The sequence below is a fragment of the Pseudodesulfovibrio pelocollis genome (assembly GCF_030282845.1).
Lineage (GTDB): Bacteria > Desulfobacterota > Desulfovibrionia > Desulfovibrionales > Desulfovibrionaceae > Pseudodesulfovibrio > Pseudodesulfovibrio pelocollis.
The window spans coordinates 1-17,183 of sequence record NZ_JASTWE010000014.1 but is presented as its reverse complement, the minus strand read 5'-3'; the positions used below and the strand labels follow the sequence as shown (position 1 = coordinate 17,183).

The following is a 17,183-nucleotide window of genomic DNA, read 5'->3' as shown; positions in this document are numbered from 1 at the left end:
ACGCAGAGAATTTCCACAAGGAAGAGAGCATGCTCGACAGATATTCCCGCCCGGCGATGAGAGAGTTGTGGACCCTGGAGAACAAGTTCAGGGTATGGCTTGAGGTGGAACTGGCCGTGACCCGCGCCTGGGCCGACATGGGCAGGGTGCCCATGGACGCCTGCGACGAGATCCACGCCAAGGCAGACTTCGACCTGGACCGCATCCTCGAGATCGAGGAGACCACCAAGCACGACGTCATCGCCTTCCTGACCGCAGTGGAAGAAAAGGTCGGCCCCAATTCCCGCTACATTCACCTGGGCTGCACCTCGTCGGACATCGTGGACACGGCCAACGGCGTGCTCCTGACCCGTGCCGGGGCCATCATCGCCGAGGGCATCGACACCATCCTGGACGTCCTCAAGAACATGGCCCACCAGCACAAGGGGCTCCTGTGCATGGGCCGCACCCACGGCATCCACGCCGAACCCACCACCTACGGCCTCAAGTTCGCGGGCTTTCACGCCGAATTCCAGCGCCACAAGGAGCGGTTCGAGGCCGCGCGCGAGGCTGTGCGCGTGGGCAAGCTCTCGGGCGCGGTGGGCACCTTCGCCCACCTGAGTCCCGAACTGGAGGAGCGCACCTGCGCCCTGCTCGGCCTCAAGGCGGACCCGCACTCCACCCAGATCGTCCAGCGCGACCGCTATGCCCAGTTCTTCACCGCCCTGGCCATACTGGCTGGCGGCATCGAGCGGCTGGGGCTTGAACTGCGCCACCTGCAACGCACCGAGGTGCTGGAGGTGGAGGAGGGGTTCAGCGCCGGGCAGAAGGGCTCCTCGGCCATGCCCCACAAGAAGAACCCCATCTCGGCCGAAAATCTCTGCGGGCTGGCCCGGCTCGTCCGCTCCAACTCCCTGGCGGCCATGGAAAACCAGGCCCTGTGGCACGAGCGCGACATCAGCCATTCCTCGGTGGAGCGCATGATCATGCCCGACACCACGGCCCTCATCGACTACATGCTGCATCGCATGAGCGGCGTGCTCAATCGGCTGGTGGTCAAGGAGGACAACATCCGGCGCAACCTTGAAGGCTCCTTCGGCCTCTTCTATTCGCAGCGGGTGCTCAACGCCCTCATCGCCACCGGGCTCAAGCGCCAGGAGGCCTATGAGATGGTCCAGAAGGTGGCCATGCGCTGCTGGTCCGAGCGCGTCCAGTTCGAGGAGGAAATCCGCAGAGATCCGTCGGTGACGGCCCGGCTTGGGGCTAACGTCCTTGACGAAGCCTTCGACCCCTCGTATTACAAGCGTTACGAGAACGACATCTTCGCCCGGGTGTTCAAGGGATAGGGATATATGAACCAATTGAAGACACGGCTGGCCCGGCTGCTGCTGGACCTTTCCTACAAGGAAGGGGACTTCACGTTGACCTCGGGCAAAAAAAGCGACTATTATTTCGATTGCAAGCAGACCGCCCTGCACCCGGAGGGGAGCTACCTCATCGGGCGGCTCTTTGTGGAAATGCTCAAGGATTTCGAGGTCAAGGGGGTTGGCGGGATGACCCTCGGGGCTGACCCGCTGGTGTCGAGCGTGACCGTGGTCTCCCACATTGAGGGGAGGCCCATGCCCGGATTCATCATCCGCAAGCAGGCCAAGGGGCACGGCACCGGACAGTATCTGGAAGGGCTGGCCAACTTCGCGCAGGGCGACAGGATCGTGCTGCTGGAGGATGTCTGCACCACCGGGGGCACCCTGCTCACGGCGGCCGAGCGCGTTCGCGACGCCGGGCTTGAGATAGCGGGGGTCCTGGCCGTGCTTGATCGCGAAGAAGGCGGGCGCGAACGGCTGGAAGAGGCGGGCCTCAAGCTCGACGCCATCTTCACCCGCAAGGCGTTGTTGGCGGCCGGGGGACGATGAATCGTCCCGCAAAGGTCCTGTTCGGGGGTTCTGGAGCCTGAGGGCGAGGAGTTGTCTGGCAACCGCATGCGTTTACTTGTCATTTTCACATACATCCTGTGCGCAGCGCCGGCCCTGGCCCAGGGCTGGGTTTCCACCCTGTCCTCCCACGCCTACGGGCCGCCCCGGATAGTGGCTGTGGACAAGACCTCCCAGACCCTGGTCATGCTGGAGCGGTTCAGTCCGCTTCGCGAGCTGCTTCGTTTCCCCTGCACCACGGGGCAGGCCGACGGCGACAAGCTGGTGGAGGGCGACCTGCGCACCCCCGAGGGCGTGTATTTCATCGGCCAGCGCATCAACTGGAAACTGGACTGGGACCTCTACGGCGACCTCGCCTACGCCCTCAATTATCCCAATCCCGTTGACCGCATCAAGGGCAAGACGGGCAGCGGTATCTGGATTCACGGCCGGGGCAAGGAATTCCTGCCCCGCGACACCCAGGGGTGCGTGGCCCTCAAGGTGCCCGACATGCACGATGTGGCCCGCGAGTTCGTCCAGGGAACCCCGGTGATCATCGCCAACGACCTCACCTGGACCCAGGAGCCGGGCGAGGAGGACGCGGTGGCCGAGGTCCTGGCCGGACAGCTCAGACAATGGGCCAGGGACTGGGAGAGCATGAGCGATGCCTTTTTCGAGCACTACGACCCGGTGGGCATGTCCCTGTCCGAACGCAACGGCTTCAACTCCTTCAAGGCGCACAAGAAGTCTGTCTTCGCCTCCAAGCCGTGGATAGAGGTCATGGTGGACAACATCCAAGCCGTCCCCGGGCCGGACTACTGGGTGACCTGGTTCGACCAGTACTACCGCACCACCGGGCTGGCCACCAACACGGGCAAGCGGTTCTACTGGCAGCGCGACGACCAGGGCCGCTGGCGCATCGTGGGCCGCGAGTACACTCGTCCGAGCGAGGACCTGACCCCCAAGTACATGGCCGCCAAGACCGAGCAGTCGCGGGAGTTCGTGGAGGCATGGCGCGCCGCGTGGCTCGCCATGGACGCCGATGCCTACAGCGGATTCTACGCCCGGGGAGCGGTCCAGGGCACCCGCAGGAGCGCGGCAGCCATCACGGAGTTCAAAAAGACATTGTGGGCAAGAACCGCGCCTGTTAGACTCGATATCGGTGAACTGACTGTGAGCCAGCATCCGCTCGGGCTCCAGGTCGCCTTTTTGCAGACCTTTCAGGATGCCTCTGGCTATTCCGATGTTGGTCGCAAGACCCTTGTCCTCGTCCCGGACGGCGGCGCGTTGAAGATCGAAAGCGAGGAGTGGAGACAGGGACGATGAGCAATTCGAAATACAGCGTTCTCTTCATGCGCGATGATCGGGACGTGACCCGGTATCGCGTCAGCCCCTTCTGGCTCAAGATGTTCATCTTCGTTCAGGTGTTCCTGCTGCTGTGCGCGGCGGGCGGCATCTTCATGGGGGTGCGCGGGGTCAAGCGCAACGTTGATCTGCGCACGGAGAACAAGAGTCTTGAGCAGCGGCTGGTCGATGCCGAGGTCCGCCTTGAGCGGCTGGGCAACATGGAGAAGATTCTTCAGTCCTATGATCCCGCCGAGTTGCAGTCCCTGCTCGCCGCAGCCACCTCGGAACTGGAGCGGGAGAAGGAAGGGAACGCCGTGGACCTCAACCGCATTTTCACCCGGGTGGACACCCAGCTGGTCAGCGTGGAGAACCTCCAGGCCAGGGTGTCCAGCCGCAAAATGACTGTCAGCTTCGACCTGAACAACCTCCAGTCGGCCCGGGCCGCAGCCGGACAGGCGACCATCGCCCTGGTCAAGAAGGACGGCGGTACGCAGATGGCCAAGACCAACGCCAGCGATCTCGCCTTCCAGATCCAGCGCTTCAAGCGCATGCAGACCACCTTTTCCCTGCCCGACGGGGTGGAGCAGAAGGACGTCTTCGGCCTCAGGCTGGAGATCAAGGGCAGCGACGGCGAGGTCGTCTTCGCCGAGACCTACCCCTTGTACCACATCCTGGCCTAGCGCTCCCCTCGCGTTTCCGATGTCCGGGAGCGGCCAGGGGCTGATCTTCCACCGTTCCGTATTTCCCTTGCCCGTGGGAGGCACCCTGCTGCGGTGCGGCCGGGAGAACTCTTCACTGCCTTCCCCTCTTCCCCCATATTTGTCCCCTGTTTTCAGGCGCGGCCTGCCGTCGCCATCGTCCGCTTCCCATGGCGCGGCCGCAGTGCTATGGTCGTTGTCTGCCCCCTGGCATCCCCTGCGGGGCGCACCGCTTCACGGCACCAAACACAAGGAGGCCGTATGACTGTGGAAAGGATACTCCGTTCCCTGGCCGGGTTTCTGATACTTCTGAGTCTGGTCCTGGCCTTTGGCTATTCGCGGCTGTGGCTGCTGCTGGCGGCGGTCGTGGGCGTCAATCTGTTCCAATCCGGGTTCACCAACTGGTGCCCGGGCATGACCCTGCTGCGCAAGCTGGGTTTTCGCGATTGTCAGCAGTAGGGCGTTGCTCCGGAGTGTTCCGGCAGCCTGTCGGCGGGCGGGAGGGCAGAGGGGTCAGCTCATCATCCTGCCGATGACGCAGAAGGTGATGCCGATGACGGCCAAGAGCATGCCCACGGGATAGGCCTGGGCCATGAGGGTGACCACGCCCAGGAAGGCGAGCAGGCCCCCGCAAGCCATGGCGATGCGGCCATTGGCCGTCATCCTGCGCGTGATCCTTTCGCACGGCTTGGCGATGCGCACCCCGCAGTGCCTGCATGCGGCGGCTGCCGCCGTGATGATCTTGCCGCAGCGTGGACACTTCATGTCCGTTGTTCTAGCAAAAAAAATCATGGCGGAACAGCCCCCTGATGGGTTGACCCTCCCGCGCCCGGGATTATTCCTCGCCAATGCGCGAGGCCTTTGACGCTTGGGTGTCAAAGGCCTCGCATTCAGCAGGTGTTTGGATTAACGCCGGCCTCGTCGTGTCGGTCGCTCAAGGCCAGGGGTTACCAGGTTATGCGGGTCGCGTGCATAAGGCTTCCCACGAGCAGAAAGAGACCAATGGCAACGGCGCCGAGCCCCGTGATCAGGTGGATAATTTTCTTGTGAGCGGGCGGGGCCACTGTCAGCCGCGTGCCAAGTTCACCCGAGGCGGTCAGCCGATCAACCCAGGCGGATCTTTCGTTTCGGGCTGTTTCCAGATCTGTGCTGCCATCAAACATGGCAGAATCCATCGGAAAATGGCTCCGCCTGAGGTGGACCACAAAGAAGTGAATGATGAATATGTGGGCCATGGCCAGGATTGCTTCTATCCGATGCACCCAGAAGGCGACATTGAGCCCCCATCCCGGAATGACTTGGCTGGAGGCCAACGGGGTGGCCAGTAGCAGCCCGGTACCGCCGAGGATGATCATGCCCCAGAACACGGCCCAGTAGTCGAATTTTTCCCAATATCCCCAGCGGTCAAGGGGCGGATGCGCCGACAGCCCGAGAATCCATCGCAGATGGCTGATGAATTCCCTGATGTCGCCCGGGCCGGGGATCAGGGAGTCCGGGCCTCTGAGACCCGCGACCATTCCGCGCCTGCTGAGCAGGAAAATGGCGTAGGCCAGATGAACCACAAAGGCGCAGACCATGAATATCCCTACGGCGATATGGATGGTCAGGGCGCCGGAGAACCCGCCGAAGAGGTTCGCCAGCCCTTGCCCCCAGCCAGTCTCATGATACATTCTGGCCAGCCCGGTTGCAGACTGGATCAGAAAGGTCAGCATGAGCGTCAGATGGAACAAGCGTTGCATCGGTGTGAAGCGCTTGATCCGGGTCTTGGCGGATGTCGTCACTTTCGTCCCACCTTTCGGGTCAGGAGTTCGCGAAGCCCCCACAAAACGGTGTGGGGCAGGAACAGGGCGAATGTCCCCACTGCCACGGCGATCATGATCCAGAAGGCGTAGGAGAGCACGGGCATGACCTCCAGCGTGGCGGCGCTGGCCGGGTTGGGCTCGTGCACGGCGTAAAGGGCAAAGGAGACGCCAGCTCCCTCATGGCACTTGGCGCAGACATGAGTGTGCCTGCGCAGACTGTTGAGCCGCGAGAAGAAGTGGTTGCTGCTGGCGATGGGCTCCTCGCCGTGGCACTGCCTGCACGTGATGCCGTAGCGCACATAGTGCCGGTTGTTTTCGGCTTCCTGGGCGTGACAATCCACGCACCGGCGCTGTTCATAGTAGGCGAGCCCGCGATGGGCGTCATTAAGGAATATCCGGTTCAACGCCCGGCCTTCCTCATCCGCAATTCTGTTCAGGCCACGCCCCTGTTGTCGCGCCCCGTCGGTGCGTCCCTGGACTCCTCGCGGACGGACTTCATATTCTTCGTAGACCCCTGTGCTCATTTCCGTGCTGCGATACCGATAGTATCGGGAGGACATCTCCTCCTGCCCCGGCGCGGGCTGGGGCAGGAGGAGGATCAGCACGATCAGCAGGGGTGGCAAGCTTGTCTTCCACATGGTTCCCCCTGGGTTGCGATCGCCTCCGGGTCTACTCCGTCTTAGCCGCCTTGCCGCCGGAACCCGGCAGCGGGAAGGTGTCGCGGGTCACCGCAGGAATGCTCATTCCTTGCGGCTGGGGCAACTGGGTCAGTATCTCGTACTTGCGTTGCAGTTCCTGCAGGCTGTCATCCTTGTGGTAGTGGCAGACCTGGCAGGAGTTCGGCAGGGCCGGGTTGTCGATGGCGTCCATGGGAGCCCTGGCGTTGAAGGTGTGGCTGCGGATGTCGTTGGGCTCAGCGGTGCTGGCGATGCGCGGCATGTGGCAGCCCAGGCAGTTGGCGAATGAATGGATGGAGTGCGCCCGGTTGGCGTTGACCATGGTGTGGCAGCTCAGGCACTGACTTGAGCCTGCCTCCTTGGTCTGGAAGCGGGTGGGGGCGATGCCCATGCGATGCACGGAGTGGCAGGATGTACACGTTACCCCTTGCTCCGCATGCTTGGACTGCATCCAGTCGATGTACTGTTGATGATGGGAACGGGACGCGAAATCGGGATAGAGCCGACGCATGTCGGCCTTGTCGTATGAGCTTTCATAGATGGGCTCAAGCACCATGCCAGGCGTGAAGCCGACAGGCCAGCCCGCTTCTTTGAAGTCGGGGTCCTTGGAGTTGCCGCGGGTATGGCAGGAGCCGCAAATTTGCACGGCCACGCCAGCCGTGAGCTTGGCCGGGTTGATGATGGTTTCCCGTTTTTCAAACAGGGCCGTGCGGGGAATGGAGGTGTGCTGCGAGCCGGGTCCATGGCAGGCCTCGCAGCCTATGGACGACTCCGAAAATGTGTAGTTCTTCAGGTCCACGCCGGTGGCGTGGCATCCGCCGCAGCGCACCAGCCAGTCGCGCTTGTCCCAGGCGTCTTCATAGTAGTTGACCCAGCGCTTGGATGCCACGTTGTATTGCACCGGCGCCACATGGAAGATGTCGTCCTTCTTGATCACATACCGCTGCTTCCACTGGGTTCCGATGACGTAGAGGATCTCAGCCGGGTCGGGAATGTAGATGTCCTCCACGGGCACCTTCAGCTTGTCCTTGATTTTTTCGAGATCGGCCCGGATCAACTCCGGGTTCATGTCCGCAACAATCGCGTGAGGATTTTCCTTCACGTCGATCAGCATCCGGCTGTGCAGGGTCATTTTCCACGAATCATAGTGCTCCAGGTGGCAGTTGCGGCATGTGTCCGAGCCGACGAATGTCTTGGGCTCGGCCTTCACGGCTTTGACGTCCACTGATGGTTCCCGCCCGCAGGCTGAAAGCAGCGCGGACATGATCAGGACCGTGGTCACAACGATGATCTGTCTGCTTGTCATCATCCACACCCCCCGTGTGTTGCATTTGCAGAGGCGCCCATTCGGCCGAATGACACGAGGTCTCACTGCGGTTGTTCGCAGTTGGTCGCGTCTCGTGCGGAACCACAAGAAAAGAGCGAGTCACAGGGCATCCCCCAAAGTATCTCACACATACATGGAGGAGACGACGTGTCAATGAGAAGGGGAAATTTATAACAGTCCCCCGGGGCGGGCAGGAAATGCGCGAGGCCTTTGACGCATGCGCGTCAAAGGCCTCGCATTCCACTATCCTCAAGCCCCACTCCTCAATGGGGCCTGGGGAAATCTCGTCAAATCAGTTGCACAGGCAGTCGCTGAAGACCACGCGGTCGGTGTACTCTTCCTGCTTGCCCTTGTTCCAGCGGCTCACCGGGCGGTAATAGCCCACGATGCGCGTGTAGACCTCGGCCTCCTGGCCGCAGGTGGGGCAGTCGAAGTGCTCGCCCAGGATGTAGCCGTGCTCCTTGCAGATGGAGAACGTCGGCGTGATGGAGACATAGGGAATCTTGGTCTTGGTGAACGCCTTGAGGATGAAGTTCTTGAGGGACTTGGGGTCCGGGACCGCCTCGCCCAGGAAGGTGTGGAAGACCGTGCCGCCGGTGTAGAGCGGCTGGAGCTGGTTCTGGTGCTCCAGGGCGTACAGGACATCGTCGGAGATGCCCACGGGCAGGGCAGTGGAGTTGGTGTAGTAGGGGGTGCCATTGCCCTGGGTCTTGATGTCCGCGTAGAGGGCCTTGTCGATCTTGGCCAGCCGGTAGCTGGTGCCTTCGGCGGGCGTGGCCTCGAGGTTGTAGAGGTTGCCCGTTTCCTCCTGGAAGCTCGCGGTCACGCGGCGCAGGTGGTGAAGCACCCGTTGCATGAGGCGCACCCCGCCCTCGGTCTCGATGCCCTTGCCGATGAGGTTCAGGCAGGCCTCGTGCCCGCCCAGCAGGCCGATGGTGGAGAAGTGGCCCTTGTAGCCGTTCTTGAGGTAGCGGCGCGACCAGGGGAACATGCCCGCATCAAGGTTGTTGTTGATGACCTTGCGCTTGTATTCCAGCGAGTCCTTGGCCAGCTCGGCGTATTCGCTGATCAGTTCAAGGAAGTCGTCCTCGCTCTGGGAAAGGTAGGCGAGCTTGGGCAGGTTCAAGGTGACCACGCCAATGGACCCGGTCAGGTCGCCCGCGCCAAAGAGGCCGCCGGTCTTGTTGCGCAGCTCGCGCAGGTCCATCTGCAGGCGGCAACACATGGAGCGCACATCCTCGGGCTTGAGGTCCGAGCTGATGAAGTTCTGGAAGTAGGGCACGCCATACTTGGCGGTCAACTGCATGAGCAGCTCGCCGATCTCCGAATCCCAGGGGAAGTCCTCGGTCACGTTGTAGGTGGGGATGGGGAAGGAGAAGATGCGCGCGTGGTGGTCGCCTTCGAGCATGACCTCGATATAGGCCTTGTTGATCATGGCCATTTCGGCCTCGAAGTCGCCGTAGGTCAGGGTGTCATCGAGCTTGCCGCCGATGATCACCGGCTCGCTGGCGATGTGCTTGGGGGCCACGAGGTCAAAGGAGAGGTTGGTGAACGGCGACTGGCCGCCCCAGCGCGAGGTGGTGTTCAGGTTGAACACGAATTTCTGCATGCACTGGCGCACCTGCTTGTAGGAGAGGCCGTCGTGGCGCACAAAGGGCGCGAGGTAGGTGTCCACGTTGTTGAAGGCCTGGGCTCCGGCCCACTCGTTCTGAAGCGTGCCCAGGAAGTTGTTCATCTGCCCCAGGGCAGTGTCGAAATGCTTGGCAGGACCGGCCGAGGCGCGGCCTTCGAGGTTGAAGCCCTCAAGGAGCAGGTCGCGCAGGGACCACCCGGCGCAATAGCCCGCCAGGCCGAAGGAAAGGTCGTGGATGTGGAAATACCCGTGTTCGTGGGCCTGCCGGATTTCCTCGGGATATTTCTCAAGGGCGTATCGCGCCTGAACCGTTCCCGACAGGTGGAGCATGAGTCCCTGAAAGGAATGGGTCATGTTGGCGTTCTCGTTGACGCGCCAGTCGGCCTGATCAAGGTAGGTGTCGATAACGTCCTTGATGTCGAGGTACGCCTCCTTCTGGGAGCGCAGCTGGCGGCGTTTCTCGCGGTAGAGAATGTATTTCTTTGCGATCTCGTACTGGCGCGACTCCATCAGGATCTGTTCGACCGTGTTCTGGACGTGCTCCTGCTCGGGAATCTCCATGCCGTCGAGCATTTTCTCGACTTTTTTTGCGAGCCGTTTGGCAAGGATGGGGTCCTTGATCCCGCTGGCGGCGAGCGCCTTGAAAATGGCCTGGGCGATGCGGTCAGTTGACCACGTTTCCAACCGGCCGTCTCTCTTCATGATCTGGCTGGGCATGCTCCGACGTCCTCCTTGAAGGCAGATGGGTCTGGGGGGCTACATAGTTCTGTATGGTCAGCGTGAAGTTCGGGGGCAGGTAGCCTTGCGCGGTGGCGATGTCGCCGTCCGAGAGGGCGGGCACCCGGGTGATGCGGAAGTAGAAGGCCTCGGGCCGGGCAACGGCCATGGCGAAGGTGCGCTCGAGGTTGGCCCGGGCCGCGATCTCGGAGACAGCGTGGCCGGTCAGGGCCGGGTAGGCGGCGTATGGTCCCTTGACGTCCACGGCAAAGACATCCACGAGGCCCAGCTCCAGCAGCTCGCGGACCACGTCGGGCCGCATGCCGTTGGTGTCGAGCTTGACGGGCAGGCCGCACTTGCGGACCTCAAGGAGCAGTTCGGCCAGATACGGGGTCACGGTGGGCTCGCCGCCGGTGATGGTCACGCCGTCCAGCCACCCCGCCCTGTCGCGCAAATATGCCTTGATGCGCGCCGGGTCCACGCCGGGCAGGGCGTGCATGTCCCAGGCGAGCAGGGCGTTGTGGCAGGTGGGGCAGCGCAGGTTGCAGCCGCCCAGGAAGAGGATGCTGCAGTGGCGGCCGGGCCAGTCGCACAGGCTCAGGTTCTCGAAACCCCGCACGTATTTCCAGGCCCCTGCGGGCTCGCTCGTCCTCATCGCTCTCCTCGGTTCAAAAAAATCACCCGGGTTGATAACGCCGGGGTCTGGTCTGGCGAACGGCCGCAGCTCCCCCCGCATCTGCCGCTCGCGATTCCGTGCGCTTCAAGTGGATGAAGAAGCTGTCGGAACGTGTCTGCTTAATTAACCCAGGCGGCTCTTTTTGTACAGGGGGATTTTGGGAAAAATTCGGGCACTCGGTTCTTTGCAGGTGTTTATGGGCAGTTTATAGCGATTATGGGTGATTGGTGTTTTTTTTCAACAGATGTTGGCAACGGCTGTTGCTCCATATTCTTAACTTTTTTCTAGAACAAGTTTAGAAAAAATTATCGGCCATTCCGAGGTGATCGGTTTTCGACAGCGGGGGCTTGTGGCGGGGTGGGAAATGATAGTGGCGAATGCGTGAAAACGTCTTACCACAAGGGACAGGGGTTGGGAACAGCTTTGTGGCAGGAATCCACAGGGAAAGGAACAGATAAATCGTGACATTTTCCCGGGTTCCCGGCAGTGCCCGGCCCCCAAGGGGTCAGGGCGGTGGCGGCCTTGTGCGGCCGCGACCGTGCCTCTGGGGCGGCATGGCTCTTGCTGCTCGCCAGGCCGTTAGGCGCAGTCAGTGGCCCGGACGTCCACCAGGGCATCGCGCTGGTAGGCGCGCAGGCCGAAGTGGGGCAGGGCCGCCAGCAGGTGGTCGAAGATGTCCGATTGGATGCCCTCGTAGGCGCTCCAGGCCGTGTCGTTGGTGAAGCAGTATATCTCGAGGGGCAGGCCGCCCTCTGCCGCGGGCTGGAGCTGGCGCACGAGCAAGGTCATGTCCGTTCGCGTGCCCGGGTGGTTGGTCACATAGTCCAGGGCGTAGAGCCTGAAGAGCCCGACATTGGTCATGCGCCGCCCATTGAGTGGTGATCTGGCGTCGGCCCCGACGCGCGCGTTGTGCTCCTCGATCTCCGTCCTGCGCCGGGCGATGTGCGGGGCCAGGGACTGGACAGCAGCGAGCCTCTCAAGCAGCGCGTCGTCGGCAAAGCGGATGGACGAGAGGTCGATGAGCAGGGAGCGCTTGATGCGCCGTCCGCCCGCCTGGGTCATGCCGCGCCAGTTCTTGAAGGGCGTATCCAGGAACTTGTGGGTGGGGATGGCGGTGATGGTCTTGTCCCAGTTCTGGACCTTGACCGTGTGCAGGGCCACGTCGATGACGTCGCCGTCGGCGGCCATGGCCGGCATCTCGATCCAGTCGCCCTTTCTGAGCAGGTCGTTGGCCCCGATCTGCACCCCGGCCACCAGGGAGAGGATGGTGTCGCGGAAGATGAGCATGAGCACCGCGGTCATGGCCCCGATGCCCGAGAGCAGGCCCCATGGCGACTGGCCCAGCAGCAGGGCGATGACCGACACCGCGCCGAGGATGGAGATGAAGAGCTTGAAGAGCTGGGCGTAGCCCTTGATGGGCCTGCGCCGGGAGACCTCGTAGGTTTCGTAGAGCCGGACCAGGGCGTTGATGGTGGGCAGGAGGATGAGGACCACGGTCACGGACAGGTAGACGCCCACGGCCTCGCGCAGCAGGGTGGCCGAGGCCGGGAACAGCTCCGCGCCCATGGACAGCACCGGGGCAGGCGCGAGCAGGGCGGCCCGGGCGAACACGCCCTCTTCCATGAGCAGGATGGCGAAGACGCTCTGGGAACGCGGGACCAGGGTCCGGGCCAGGCGAACGGCCACGAACCGGGCGATGAGGTAGGCGGCCAGCGCCGCCGCCAGCAGCACGGCCGCCCGGATGGCCGTTTCCAGAGCCGGGGCTGTCTCGGCCAGGGTCGGGATGGGGTCTGCAATCATTGTCACTCCTTGCTGACCCGAACCTAGCACAAAGCATCCCGACTGAGAACCGTCCAGGGGTGCAGGCATGTGCAACGCATTGACAACCGGGCTGCCACGACCCATTTCCTATGAACACTCCATTCAACCCGAGAGAGTATCCATGGCCATGTGGTCCTATATCGTCCTGACCGTTGCCACGCTGCTGACCCTGTACCTGGGCTGGCGGCTGATCATGCCTCTGCCCGTGAGCCTGGGCCGCAGAATAGCGGCCTGGCTGGCCGTGGGTGCGCTGCTCTATGGCCAGCGCGTGGTGCGCACCCTGCGCGAAGACGGCGCGGACACCATGCTCTACGACGGACTCAGCTGGGTGGTCTTCGTCTTCCTCGGGCTGGTTTCCATGGTGGTGATGTTCATGCTCCTGCGCGATCTGCCCCTCCTTGCCGGGCGAGTGTTCGCCCTGTTCCGGTGCGTGGTCGGAGAGCGGTGGGGCAGCCGCGGCCGATCGTGCCAGGACGCGACCCAGCCGGATCTGCGGCGGCGGCGCTTCATGCTCAACGCCTCCAACGCGGCCATCATGGTCGTGGCCATGCCGCTGACCGGCTACTCCATATTCGAGGCCCGGCGCACGCCCGAGGTGGTCCGCAATGATCTGTTCGTGCCCGGACTGCCGCCCGGCCTTGACGGGTTCACCATCGCCCAGATCTCCGATACCCATATCGGCCCCACATTGCGGGGCGGCTGGATGCGCATGGTGGTGGACGAGATCAACGCCCTGGGCGCGGACATGGTGGTGCACACCGGCGACATGGTGGACGGCTCTGTGGCCTCGCTGCGCAACCACGTGGCCCCCCTGGCCGACCTTGCAGCCCCTCACGGGGTCTGGATGTGCCTTGGCAATCACGAGTATTACGCCGGGGTCGAGGAGTGGATGGCCGAGGCCGAGCGCCTGGGCATGCGCCCCCTGGTGGACGAGCATGTGCTCATCGACACGGGCCGGGGCAGCGTCCTGCTGGCCGGGGTGGCCGACTACACCGCCCACCGGCTTCATCCAGTCCATCAGTCCTCGCCGCTGGCGGCCATGCATGGCGCGCCCGACCACGACGTGTCCATCCTGCTGGCCCACCAGCCGGTGTCGATTTACGAGGCCAGCCGGGCCGGATTCGACATCCAGCTTTCGGGCCACACCCACGGCGGACAGTTCTTCCCCTGGACCTTGGCCATCCATCTCTTCCATCCCTATGTGCGCGGCCTGCACCTGCACGACACCACTCTGCTCTACATCAACACCGGCACCGGCTACTGGGGCCCGCCCATGCGCCTTGGCACGGCCCCGGAGATTACCCTGCACACCCTCAGGGCGGGCGCTGGCGGTGCCTCTGGCATGGACGCCTAGCCGAAGTTCGCCACGGCCTTGGTCGCATTTGCCGCAGTCCCCGCCATGTCACGCCATGTCCGGTGACTGTGCTCGTGTGGGGCGTTGCATTGCGTCCGGGTTTCTCCAGGCGTGCATCAGCCTGTTGACGACCCGGGAGAATTGGTCTAACAGGATCAGTGGTCCAACCAATGCCAGCGGTTTCATGCCCGTGTGGGTCAGGCCCCATGAGCATGGTGCAGGACCGGGCGGTCGTGGGATTGCCTGGGCGACCTGGGGTTGGTTGGACGCCTGTGGTTGCCTGCCGACCCCGGAGGCTGGCTGGGCGCCTGTGGTTGTCTGGCCGACTCCGGGGCTGGAGGGACGACCCGGCAAAGATCGGTCAGCAGGTGACGCGATGGGCAGAGACCTGCGAGCAAAGTGGAGCAGTCAATGGACGTCAGGCCGGTGAGCCGCAAGGGCATATACGGAGACATCGTGCTCCAGATTCGGGCCATGATCGACCGGGGCGAGCTGCGGCCCGGTGATCGGCTGCCGCCCGAGCGCATGCTGGCCGAGATGTTCGAGGTCTCGCGCAACACCGTGCGCGAGGCGATCAAGGCCCTGGCCGAGCAGGAGCTGGTGGAGAGCCGCCAGGGCGCGGGCACCTTTGTCCGCAGCGTGGACGAGGCGCGTTTTGCCGCCACCCTGGCCGGGGTGATCATGCGTGCCAAGCCCGGCCTGCGCGATATTTTCGAGGCCAGAAAGCTCATCGAGCCGGAGATAGCCGCCCTGGCCGCGCGCAATGCCTCGCCGCGCGACATCACGCGCATCGAAGCCGCTTTGGCCGATCAGGAGCGGGCCGTGCATCGCGGCGATCCGGCCGCAGATCACGACCAGTTGCTGCACGTACTGCTGGCCGAGGCGTCGGGCAACGTGGTGCTGGGCGAGGTGGTCAAGGCCCTGCACGAGGATTTCACCCGCAGCCGGGTCGAGGCCCTCCAGTCGCAGGAGCGGCGGGAGGCATCGCTGGCCGCGCACCGGGCCATTGTCGAGGCTGTCAGGGGCGGCCATGTCATGCAGGCCGAGCGGGCCATGCGCGACCATCTTGAGGAAATAGAAACCATCGTCTTTGCCCGGGATTCCGGGTCCGGGGCGCAAACCATGGAGGAATCATGAAAGAAACGCGCGACAAGGCAAGGGAACTGATGAAGGGATACTGCCGCGTGTGCAGGGTGTGCGACGGCAAGGCGTGCGCGGGCGAGGTGCCCGGCATGGGCGGGCTGGGCACTGCCGCCTCGTTCAAGAACAACGTCACGGCCCTGGCCTGGGTGCGGCTCAACATGCGCCTGCTGCACGGGGTCACCGCGCCGGACACGTCCGTGTCCCTTCTGGGGCTTGATCTTTCCATGCCCGTGCTGGCCGCGCCCATCGGCGGCGTGTCCTTCAACATGGGCGGCGGCGTGAGCGAGGAGGACTACATCGAGGCCGTGGTCTCGGGCTGTCGCAACGCGGGAGTCATCGGCTGCACCGGCGACGGCGTGCCCCCGGTCATCCATGAGTCCGGCTTCGGGGCCATCACCGCCTGCGAGGGCTACGGCATCCCCTTCATCAAGCCTTGGGAGGGCGGCGAGCTGGACGAGAAACTCGAAAAGGCACGGGCCACGGGCTGCACCGTTTTCGGCATGGACGTGGACGCGGCCGGGCTGATCACCCTGCGCCAGATGGGCCGCCCGGTGTCGCCCAAGACCCCTGCCGAGCTTGAGGCGATCATCGCCCGGGTCCACGGCTGGGGCGGCAAGTTCATCCTCAAGGGGATCATGACCCCGGATGAGGCCATGCTGGCCGCCCGAGTGGGGGCCGACGCCATTGTGGTCTCCAACCACGGCGGGCGCGTGCTCGACCACACTCCGGGCACGGCCGAGGTGCTGCCCGAGGTGGCGGCGGCAGTGCGCGGACGGCTGACCGTGCTGGTGGACGGCGGCGTGCGCGACGGCGCGGACGTGCTCAAGATGCTCGCCCTGGGCGCGGACGCGGTCATGATCGGGCGCCCGGTGTCCGTGGCCGCTGTGGGCGGATTGCAGGAAGCTGTGGAGCAGTATCTGGCCACCATCAAGGCGCAACTGATCCAGGCCATGATCCTGACCGGGACCCCGGACATGGCCTCGGTGAGTTCCCGCATCCTGTTTAACGGCTAGGGACGCCAGATCCAGGGAATCGCCCGCCGCAAGGCGGGCCGGAGTAACAATGCTGACGACATACATCATTTATATGGTGCTCGGGGCCGTGGCCGGAATCCTGGCCGGGCTGCTCGGCATCGGCGGCGGGCTGGTCATCGTGCCCATGCTCAACATCGCCTTCGAGTGGCAGAGCTTCCCGCAGGAGCACATCCAGCATGTGGCCCTGGGCACCTCCATGGCCACCATCATCTTCACCTCCATCTCCAGCATGTACGCCCACCACCGGCGCGGGGCCATCAACTACCCCGCCTTCTGGCGGCTGGCCCCGGGCATCGTGCTGGGCACCTATATCGGGGCCATGCTCGCCTCGGCCCTGCCCACCGGGTTTCTCAAGGCGTTCTTCGGCTTCTTCCTCTACTATGTGGCCGTGCAGATGCTGCTGAACATCAAGCCCAAGCCCAACCGCGAGCTGCCCGGCGTGGTCGGCACCTCGGCGGCGGGCACGGGCATCGGCGTGTTCTCGGCCCTGGTGGGCATCGGCGGCGGCACCCTGACCGTGCCCTTTCTCTCCTGGTGCAACCAGACCATGCACGTGTCCATCGCCACGGCCGCGGCAGTGGGGCTGCCCATAGCCCTGTCCGGCACGGCGGGCTACGTGGTCGGCGGCTGGAGCGTGCCGGGCATCCCCGGCCCGCACATCGGCTATGTCTACATCCCGGCCTTCCTCGGCATCATCGCCATGAGCATGCTCACCGCCCCCCTGGGCGCCAAGCTGGCCCACAGCCTGCCCGTGGACAAGCTCAAGCGCGTCTTCGCCGTCCTGCTCATTTTGGTTGGCACGCGGATGCTCTGGACCGTGTTTGTGTAGTGGGTTGTTGCATTGAATGGAAGGAAAAGGCCGCTCCCGGCAGGGGGCGGCCTTTCCCATAAATGTTGAGGAAAACGCCAAAAAAAATCGCAACCAGTATTCTTTATTAAGAATAAAGGTTGATCTTATGGGAAAAATGTTTTCCCCGGTTGCTATCATTGAAGGAAGCAACCTATTCATCAGTGGCGTTTATGACCCGTAGAGTTCCTTTTCTTTATCTACTCTATATGCCAAGT

General features: G+C 63.5%; 16 protein-coding genes. 9 read left to right on the top strand and 7 right to left on the bottom strand.

Translation table 11 applies throughout. The features are described 5' to 3' along the window. The first annotated feature begins 29 nt into the window (after positions 1 to 29). The 5 genes from purB to QQS14_RS06825 all read left to right on the top strand — a co-directional run bounded on the left by purB (position 30) and on the right by QQS14_RS06825 (position 4,393). The gene (purB, locus tag QQS14_RS06845; RefSeq protein WP_285906225.1) at positions 30 to 1,325 is read left to right on the top strand and encodes an adenylosuccinate lyase; all 1,296 of its coding nucleotides are present in this window, start codon (positions 30 to 32) and stop codon (positions 1,323 to 1,325) included. Between the two features lie 6 nt (positions 1,326 to 1,331). After that, positions 1,332 to 1,892 carry an orotate phosphoribosyltransferase gene (pyrE, locus tag QQS14_RS06840; protein WP_285906224.1) on the top strand — a complete coding sequence of 187 codons (561 nt, stop codon included), beginning with the start codon at positions 1,332 to 1,334 and terminating at the stop codon, positions 1,890 to 1,892. A 66-nt stretch (positions 1,893 to 1,958) separates the two neighbouring features. Then, on the top strand, positions 1,959 to 3,215 hold the full coding sequence (locus QQS14_RS06835) for a L,D-transpeptidase family protein (RefSeq protein ID WP_285906223.1): 1,257 nt from the start codon (positions 1,959 to 1,961) through the stop codon (positions 3,213 to 3,215). After that, the gene (locus QQS14_RS06830) at positions 3,212 to 3,916 is read left to right on the top strand and encodes a hypothetical protein (RefSeq protein ID WP_285906222.1); all 705 of its coding nucleotides are present in this window, start codon (positions 3,212 to 3,214) and stop codon (positions 3,914 to 3,916) included. Before QQS14_RS06835 ends, QQS14_RS06830 begins: the two co-directional genes overlap by 4 nt. Before the next feature lie 279 nt (positions 3,917 to 4,195). Further along, positions 4,196 to 4,393: a YgaP family membrane protein gene (locus QQS14_RS06825; protein WP_285906221.1), complete on the top strand. Its 198-nt coding sequence runs from the start codon at positions 4,196 to 4,198 to the stop codon at positions 4,391 to 4,393. 54 nt (positions 4,394 to 4,447) lie between these two features. Here the strand turns inward: QQS14_RS06825 and QQS14_RS06820 are convergent, their stop codons facing one another. The 7 genes from QQS14_RS06820 to QQS14_RS06790 form a co-directional block, all read right to left on the bottom strand. Continuing rightward, entirely contained in the window at positions 4,448 to 4,699 is a 252-nt protein-coding gene (locus QQS14_RS06820; RefSeq protein WP_285906220.1) for a hypothetical protein, read from the bottom strand. 182 nt (positions 4,700 to 4,881) lie between these two features. Continuing rightward, on the bottom strand, positions 4,882 to 5,715 hold the full coding sequence (locus QQS14_RS06815) for a formate dehydrogenase subunit gamma (protein WP_285906219.1): 834 nt from the start codon (positions 5,713 to 5,715) through the stop codon (positions 4,882 to 4,884). Continuing rightward, the gene (locus QQS14_RS06810; protein ID WP_285906218.1) at positions 5,712 to 6,374 is read right to left on the bottom strand and encodes a hypothetical protein; all 663 of its coding nucleotides are present in this window, start codon (positions 6,372 to 6,374) and stop codon (positions 5,712 to 5,714) included. Before QQS14_RS06810 ends, QQS14_RS06815 begins: the two co-directional genes overlap by 4 nt. A gap of 31 nt (positions 6,375 to 6,405) precedes the next feature. Beyond that, entirely contained in the window at positions 6,406 to 7,722 is a 1,317-nt protein-coding gene (locus QQS14_RS06805; protein WP_285906217.1) for a multiheme c-type cytochrome, read from the bottom strand. 310 nt (positions 7,723 to 8,032) lie between these two features. Further along, positions 8,033 to 10,090, bottom strand: coding sequence for a ribonucleoside triphosphate reductase (locus QQS14_RS06800; protein ID WP_285906216.1), 2,058 nt, complete (start codon positions 10,088 to 10,090; stop codon positions 8,033 to 8,035). Continuing rightward, positions 10,038 to 10,745, bottom strand: a complete 708-nt coding sequence (locus QQS14_RS06795) for an anaerobic ribonucleoside-triphosphate reductase activating protein (RefSeq protein WP_285906215.1) — start codon at positions 10,743 to 10,745, stop codon at positions 10,038 to 10,040. Before QQS14_RS06795 ends, QQS14_RS06800 begins: the two co-directional genes overlap by 53 nt. A 600-nt stretch (positions 10,746 to 11,345) precedes the next feature. After that, complete coding sequence (locus QQS14_RS06790; RefSeq protein ID WP_285906214.1) at positions 11,346 to 12,566, bottom strand: mechanosensitive ion channel family protein; 1,221 nt, start codon at positions 12,564 to 12,566, stop codon at positions 11,346 to 11,348. Positions 12,567 to 12,708: 142 nt separating this feature from the next. Here QQS14_RS06790 and QQS14_RS06785 point away from each other — a divergent pair, with 142 nt between their 5' ends. From QQS14_RS06785 to QQS14_RS06770, 4 genes are all read left to right on the top strand, one after another. Then, entirely contained in the window at positions 12,709 to 13,941 is a 1,233-nt protein-coding gene (locus QQS14_RS06785) for a metallophosphoesterase (RefSeq protein WP_285906213.1), read from the top strand. A 411-nt stretch (positions 13,942 to 14,352) separates the two neighbouring features. Further along, positions 14,353 to 15,078 carry a FadR/GntR family transcriptional regulator gene (locus QQS14_RS06780; protein WP_285906212.1) on the top strand — a complete coding sequence of 242 codons (726 nt, stop codon included), beginning with the start codon at positions 14,353 to 14,355 and terminating at the stop codon, positions 15,076 to 15,078. After that, entirely contained in the window at positions 15,075 to 16,097 is a 1,023-nt protein-coding gene (locus QQS14_RS06775) for an alpha-hydroxy-acid oxidizing protein (protein WP_285906211.1), read from the top strand. Before QQS14_RS06780 ends, QQS14_RS06775 begins: the two co-directional genes overlap by 4 nt. A gap of 49 nt (positions 16,098 to 16,146) precedes the next feature. Next, positions 16,147 to 16,947 (top strand): sulfite exporter TauE/SafE family protein, encoded by an 801-nt coding sequence (locus QQS14_RS06770; RefSeq protein WP_285906210.1) that lies wholly within the window; start codon positions 16,147 to 16,149, stop codon positions 16,945 to 16,947. Positions 16,948 to 17,183 lie beyond the last annotated feature (236 nt).

Coding starts and splice junctions, on each gene's coding strand:
- purB (WP_285906225.1), top strand. CDS start 30: ATGCTCGACAGATATTCCCGCCCGGCGATGAGAGAGTTGTGGACCCTG.
- pyrE (WP_285906224.1), top strand. CDS start 1,332: ATGAACCAATTGAAGACACGGCTGGCCCGGCTGCTGCTGGACCTTTCC.
- QQS14_RS06835 (WP_285906223.1), top strand. CDS start 1,959: ATGCGTTTACTTGTCATTTTCACATACATCCTGTGCGCAGCGCCGGCC.
- QQS14_RS06830 (WP_285906222.1), top strand. CDS start 3,212: ATGAGCAATTCGAAATACAGCGTTCTCTTCATGCGCGATGATCGGGAC.
- QQS14_RS06825 (WP_285906221.1), top strand. CDS start 4,196: ATGACTGTGGAAAGGATACTCCGTTCCCTGGCCGGGTTTCTGATACTT.
- QQS14_RS06820 (WP_285906220.1), bottom strand. CDS start 4,699: ATGAAGTGTCCACGCTGCGGCAAGATCATCACGGCGGCAGCCGCCGCA.
- QQS14_RS06810 (WP_285906218.1), bottom strand. CDS start 6,374: ATGTGGAAGACAAGCTTGCCACCCCTGCTGATCGTGCTGATCCTCCTC.
- QQS14_RS06805 (WP_285906217.1), bottom strand. CDS start 7,722: ATGATGACAAGCAGACAGATCATCGTTGTGACCACGGTCCTGATCATG.
- QQS14_RS06800 (WP_285906216.1), bottom strand. CDS start 10,090: ATGCCCAGCCAGATCATGAAGAGAGACGGCCGGTTGGAAACGTGGTCA.
- QQS14_RS06795 (WP_285906215.1), bottom strand. CDS start 10,745: ATGAGGACGAGCGAGCCCGCAGGGGCCTGGAAATACGTGCGGGGTTTC.
- QQS14_RS06790 (WP_285906214.1), bottom strand. CDS start 12,566: ATGATTGCAGACCCCATCCCGACCCTGGCCGAGACAGCCCCGGCTCTG.
- QQS14_RS06785 (WP_285906213.1), top strand. CDS start 12,709: ATGGCCATGTGGTCCTATATCGTCCTGACCGTTGCCACGCTGCTGACC.
- QQS14_RS06780 (WP_285906212.1), top strand. CDS start 14,353: ATGGACGTCAGGCCGGTGAGCCGCAAGGGCATATACGGAGACATCGTG.
- QQS14_RS06775 (WP_285906211.1), top strand. CDS start 15,075: ATGAAAGAAACGCGCGACAAGGCAAGGGAACTGATGAAGGGATACTGC.
- QQS14_RS06770 (WP_285906210.1), top strand. CDS start 16,147: ATGCTGACGACATACATCATTTATATGGTGCTCGGGGCCGTGGCCGGA.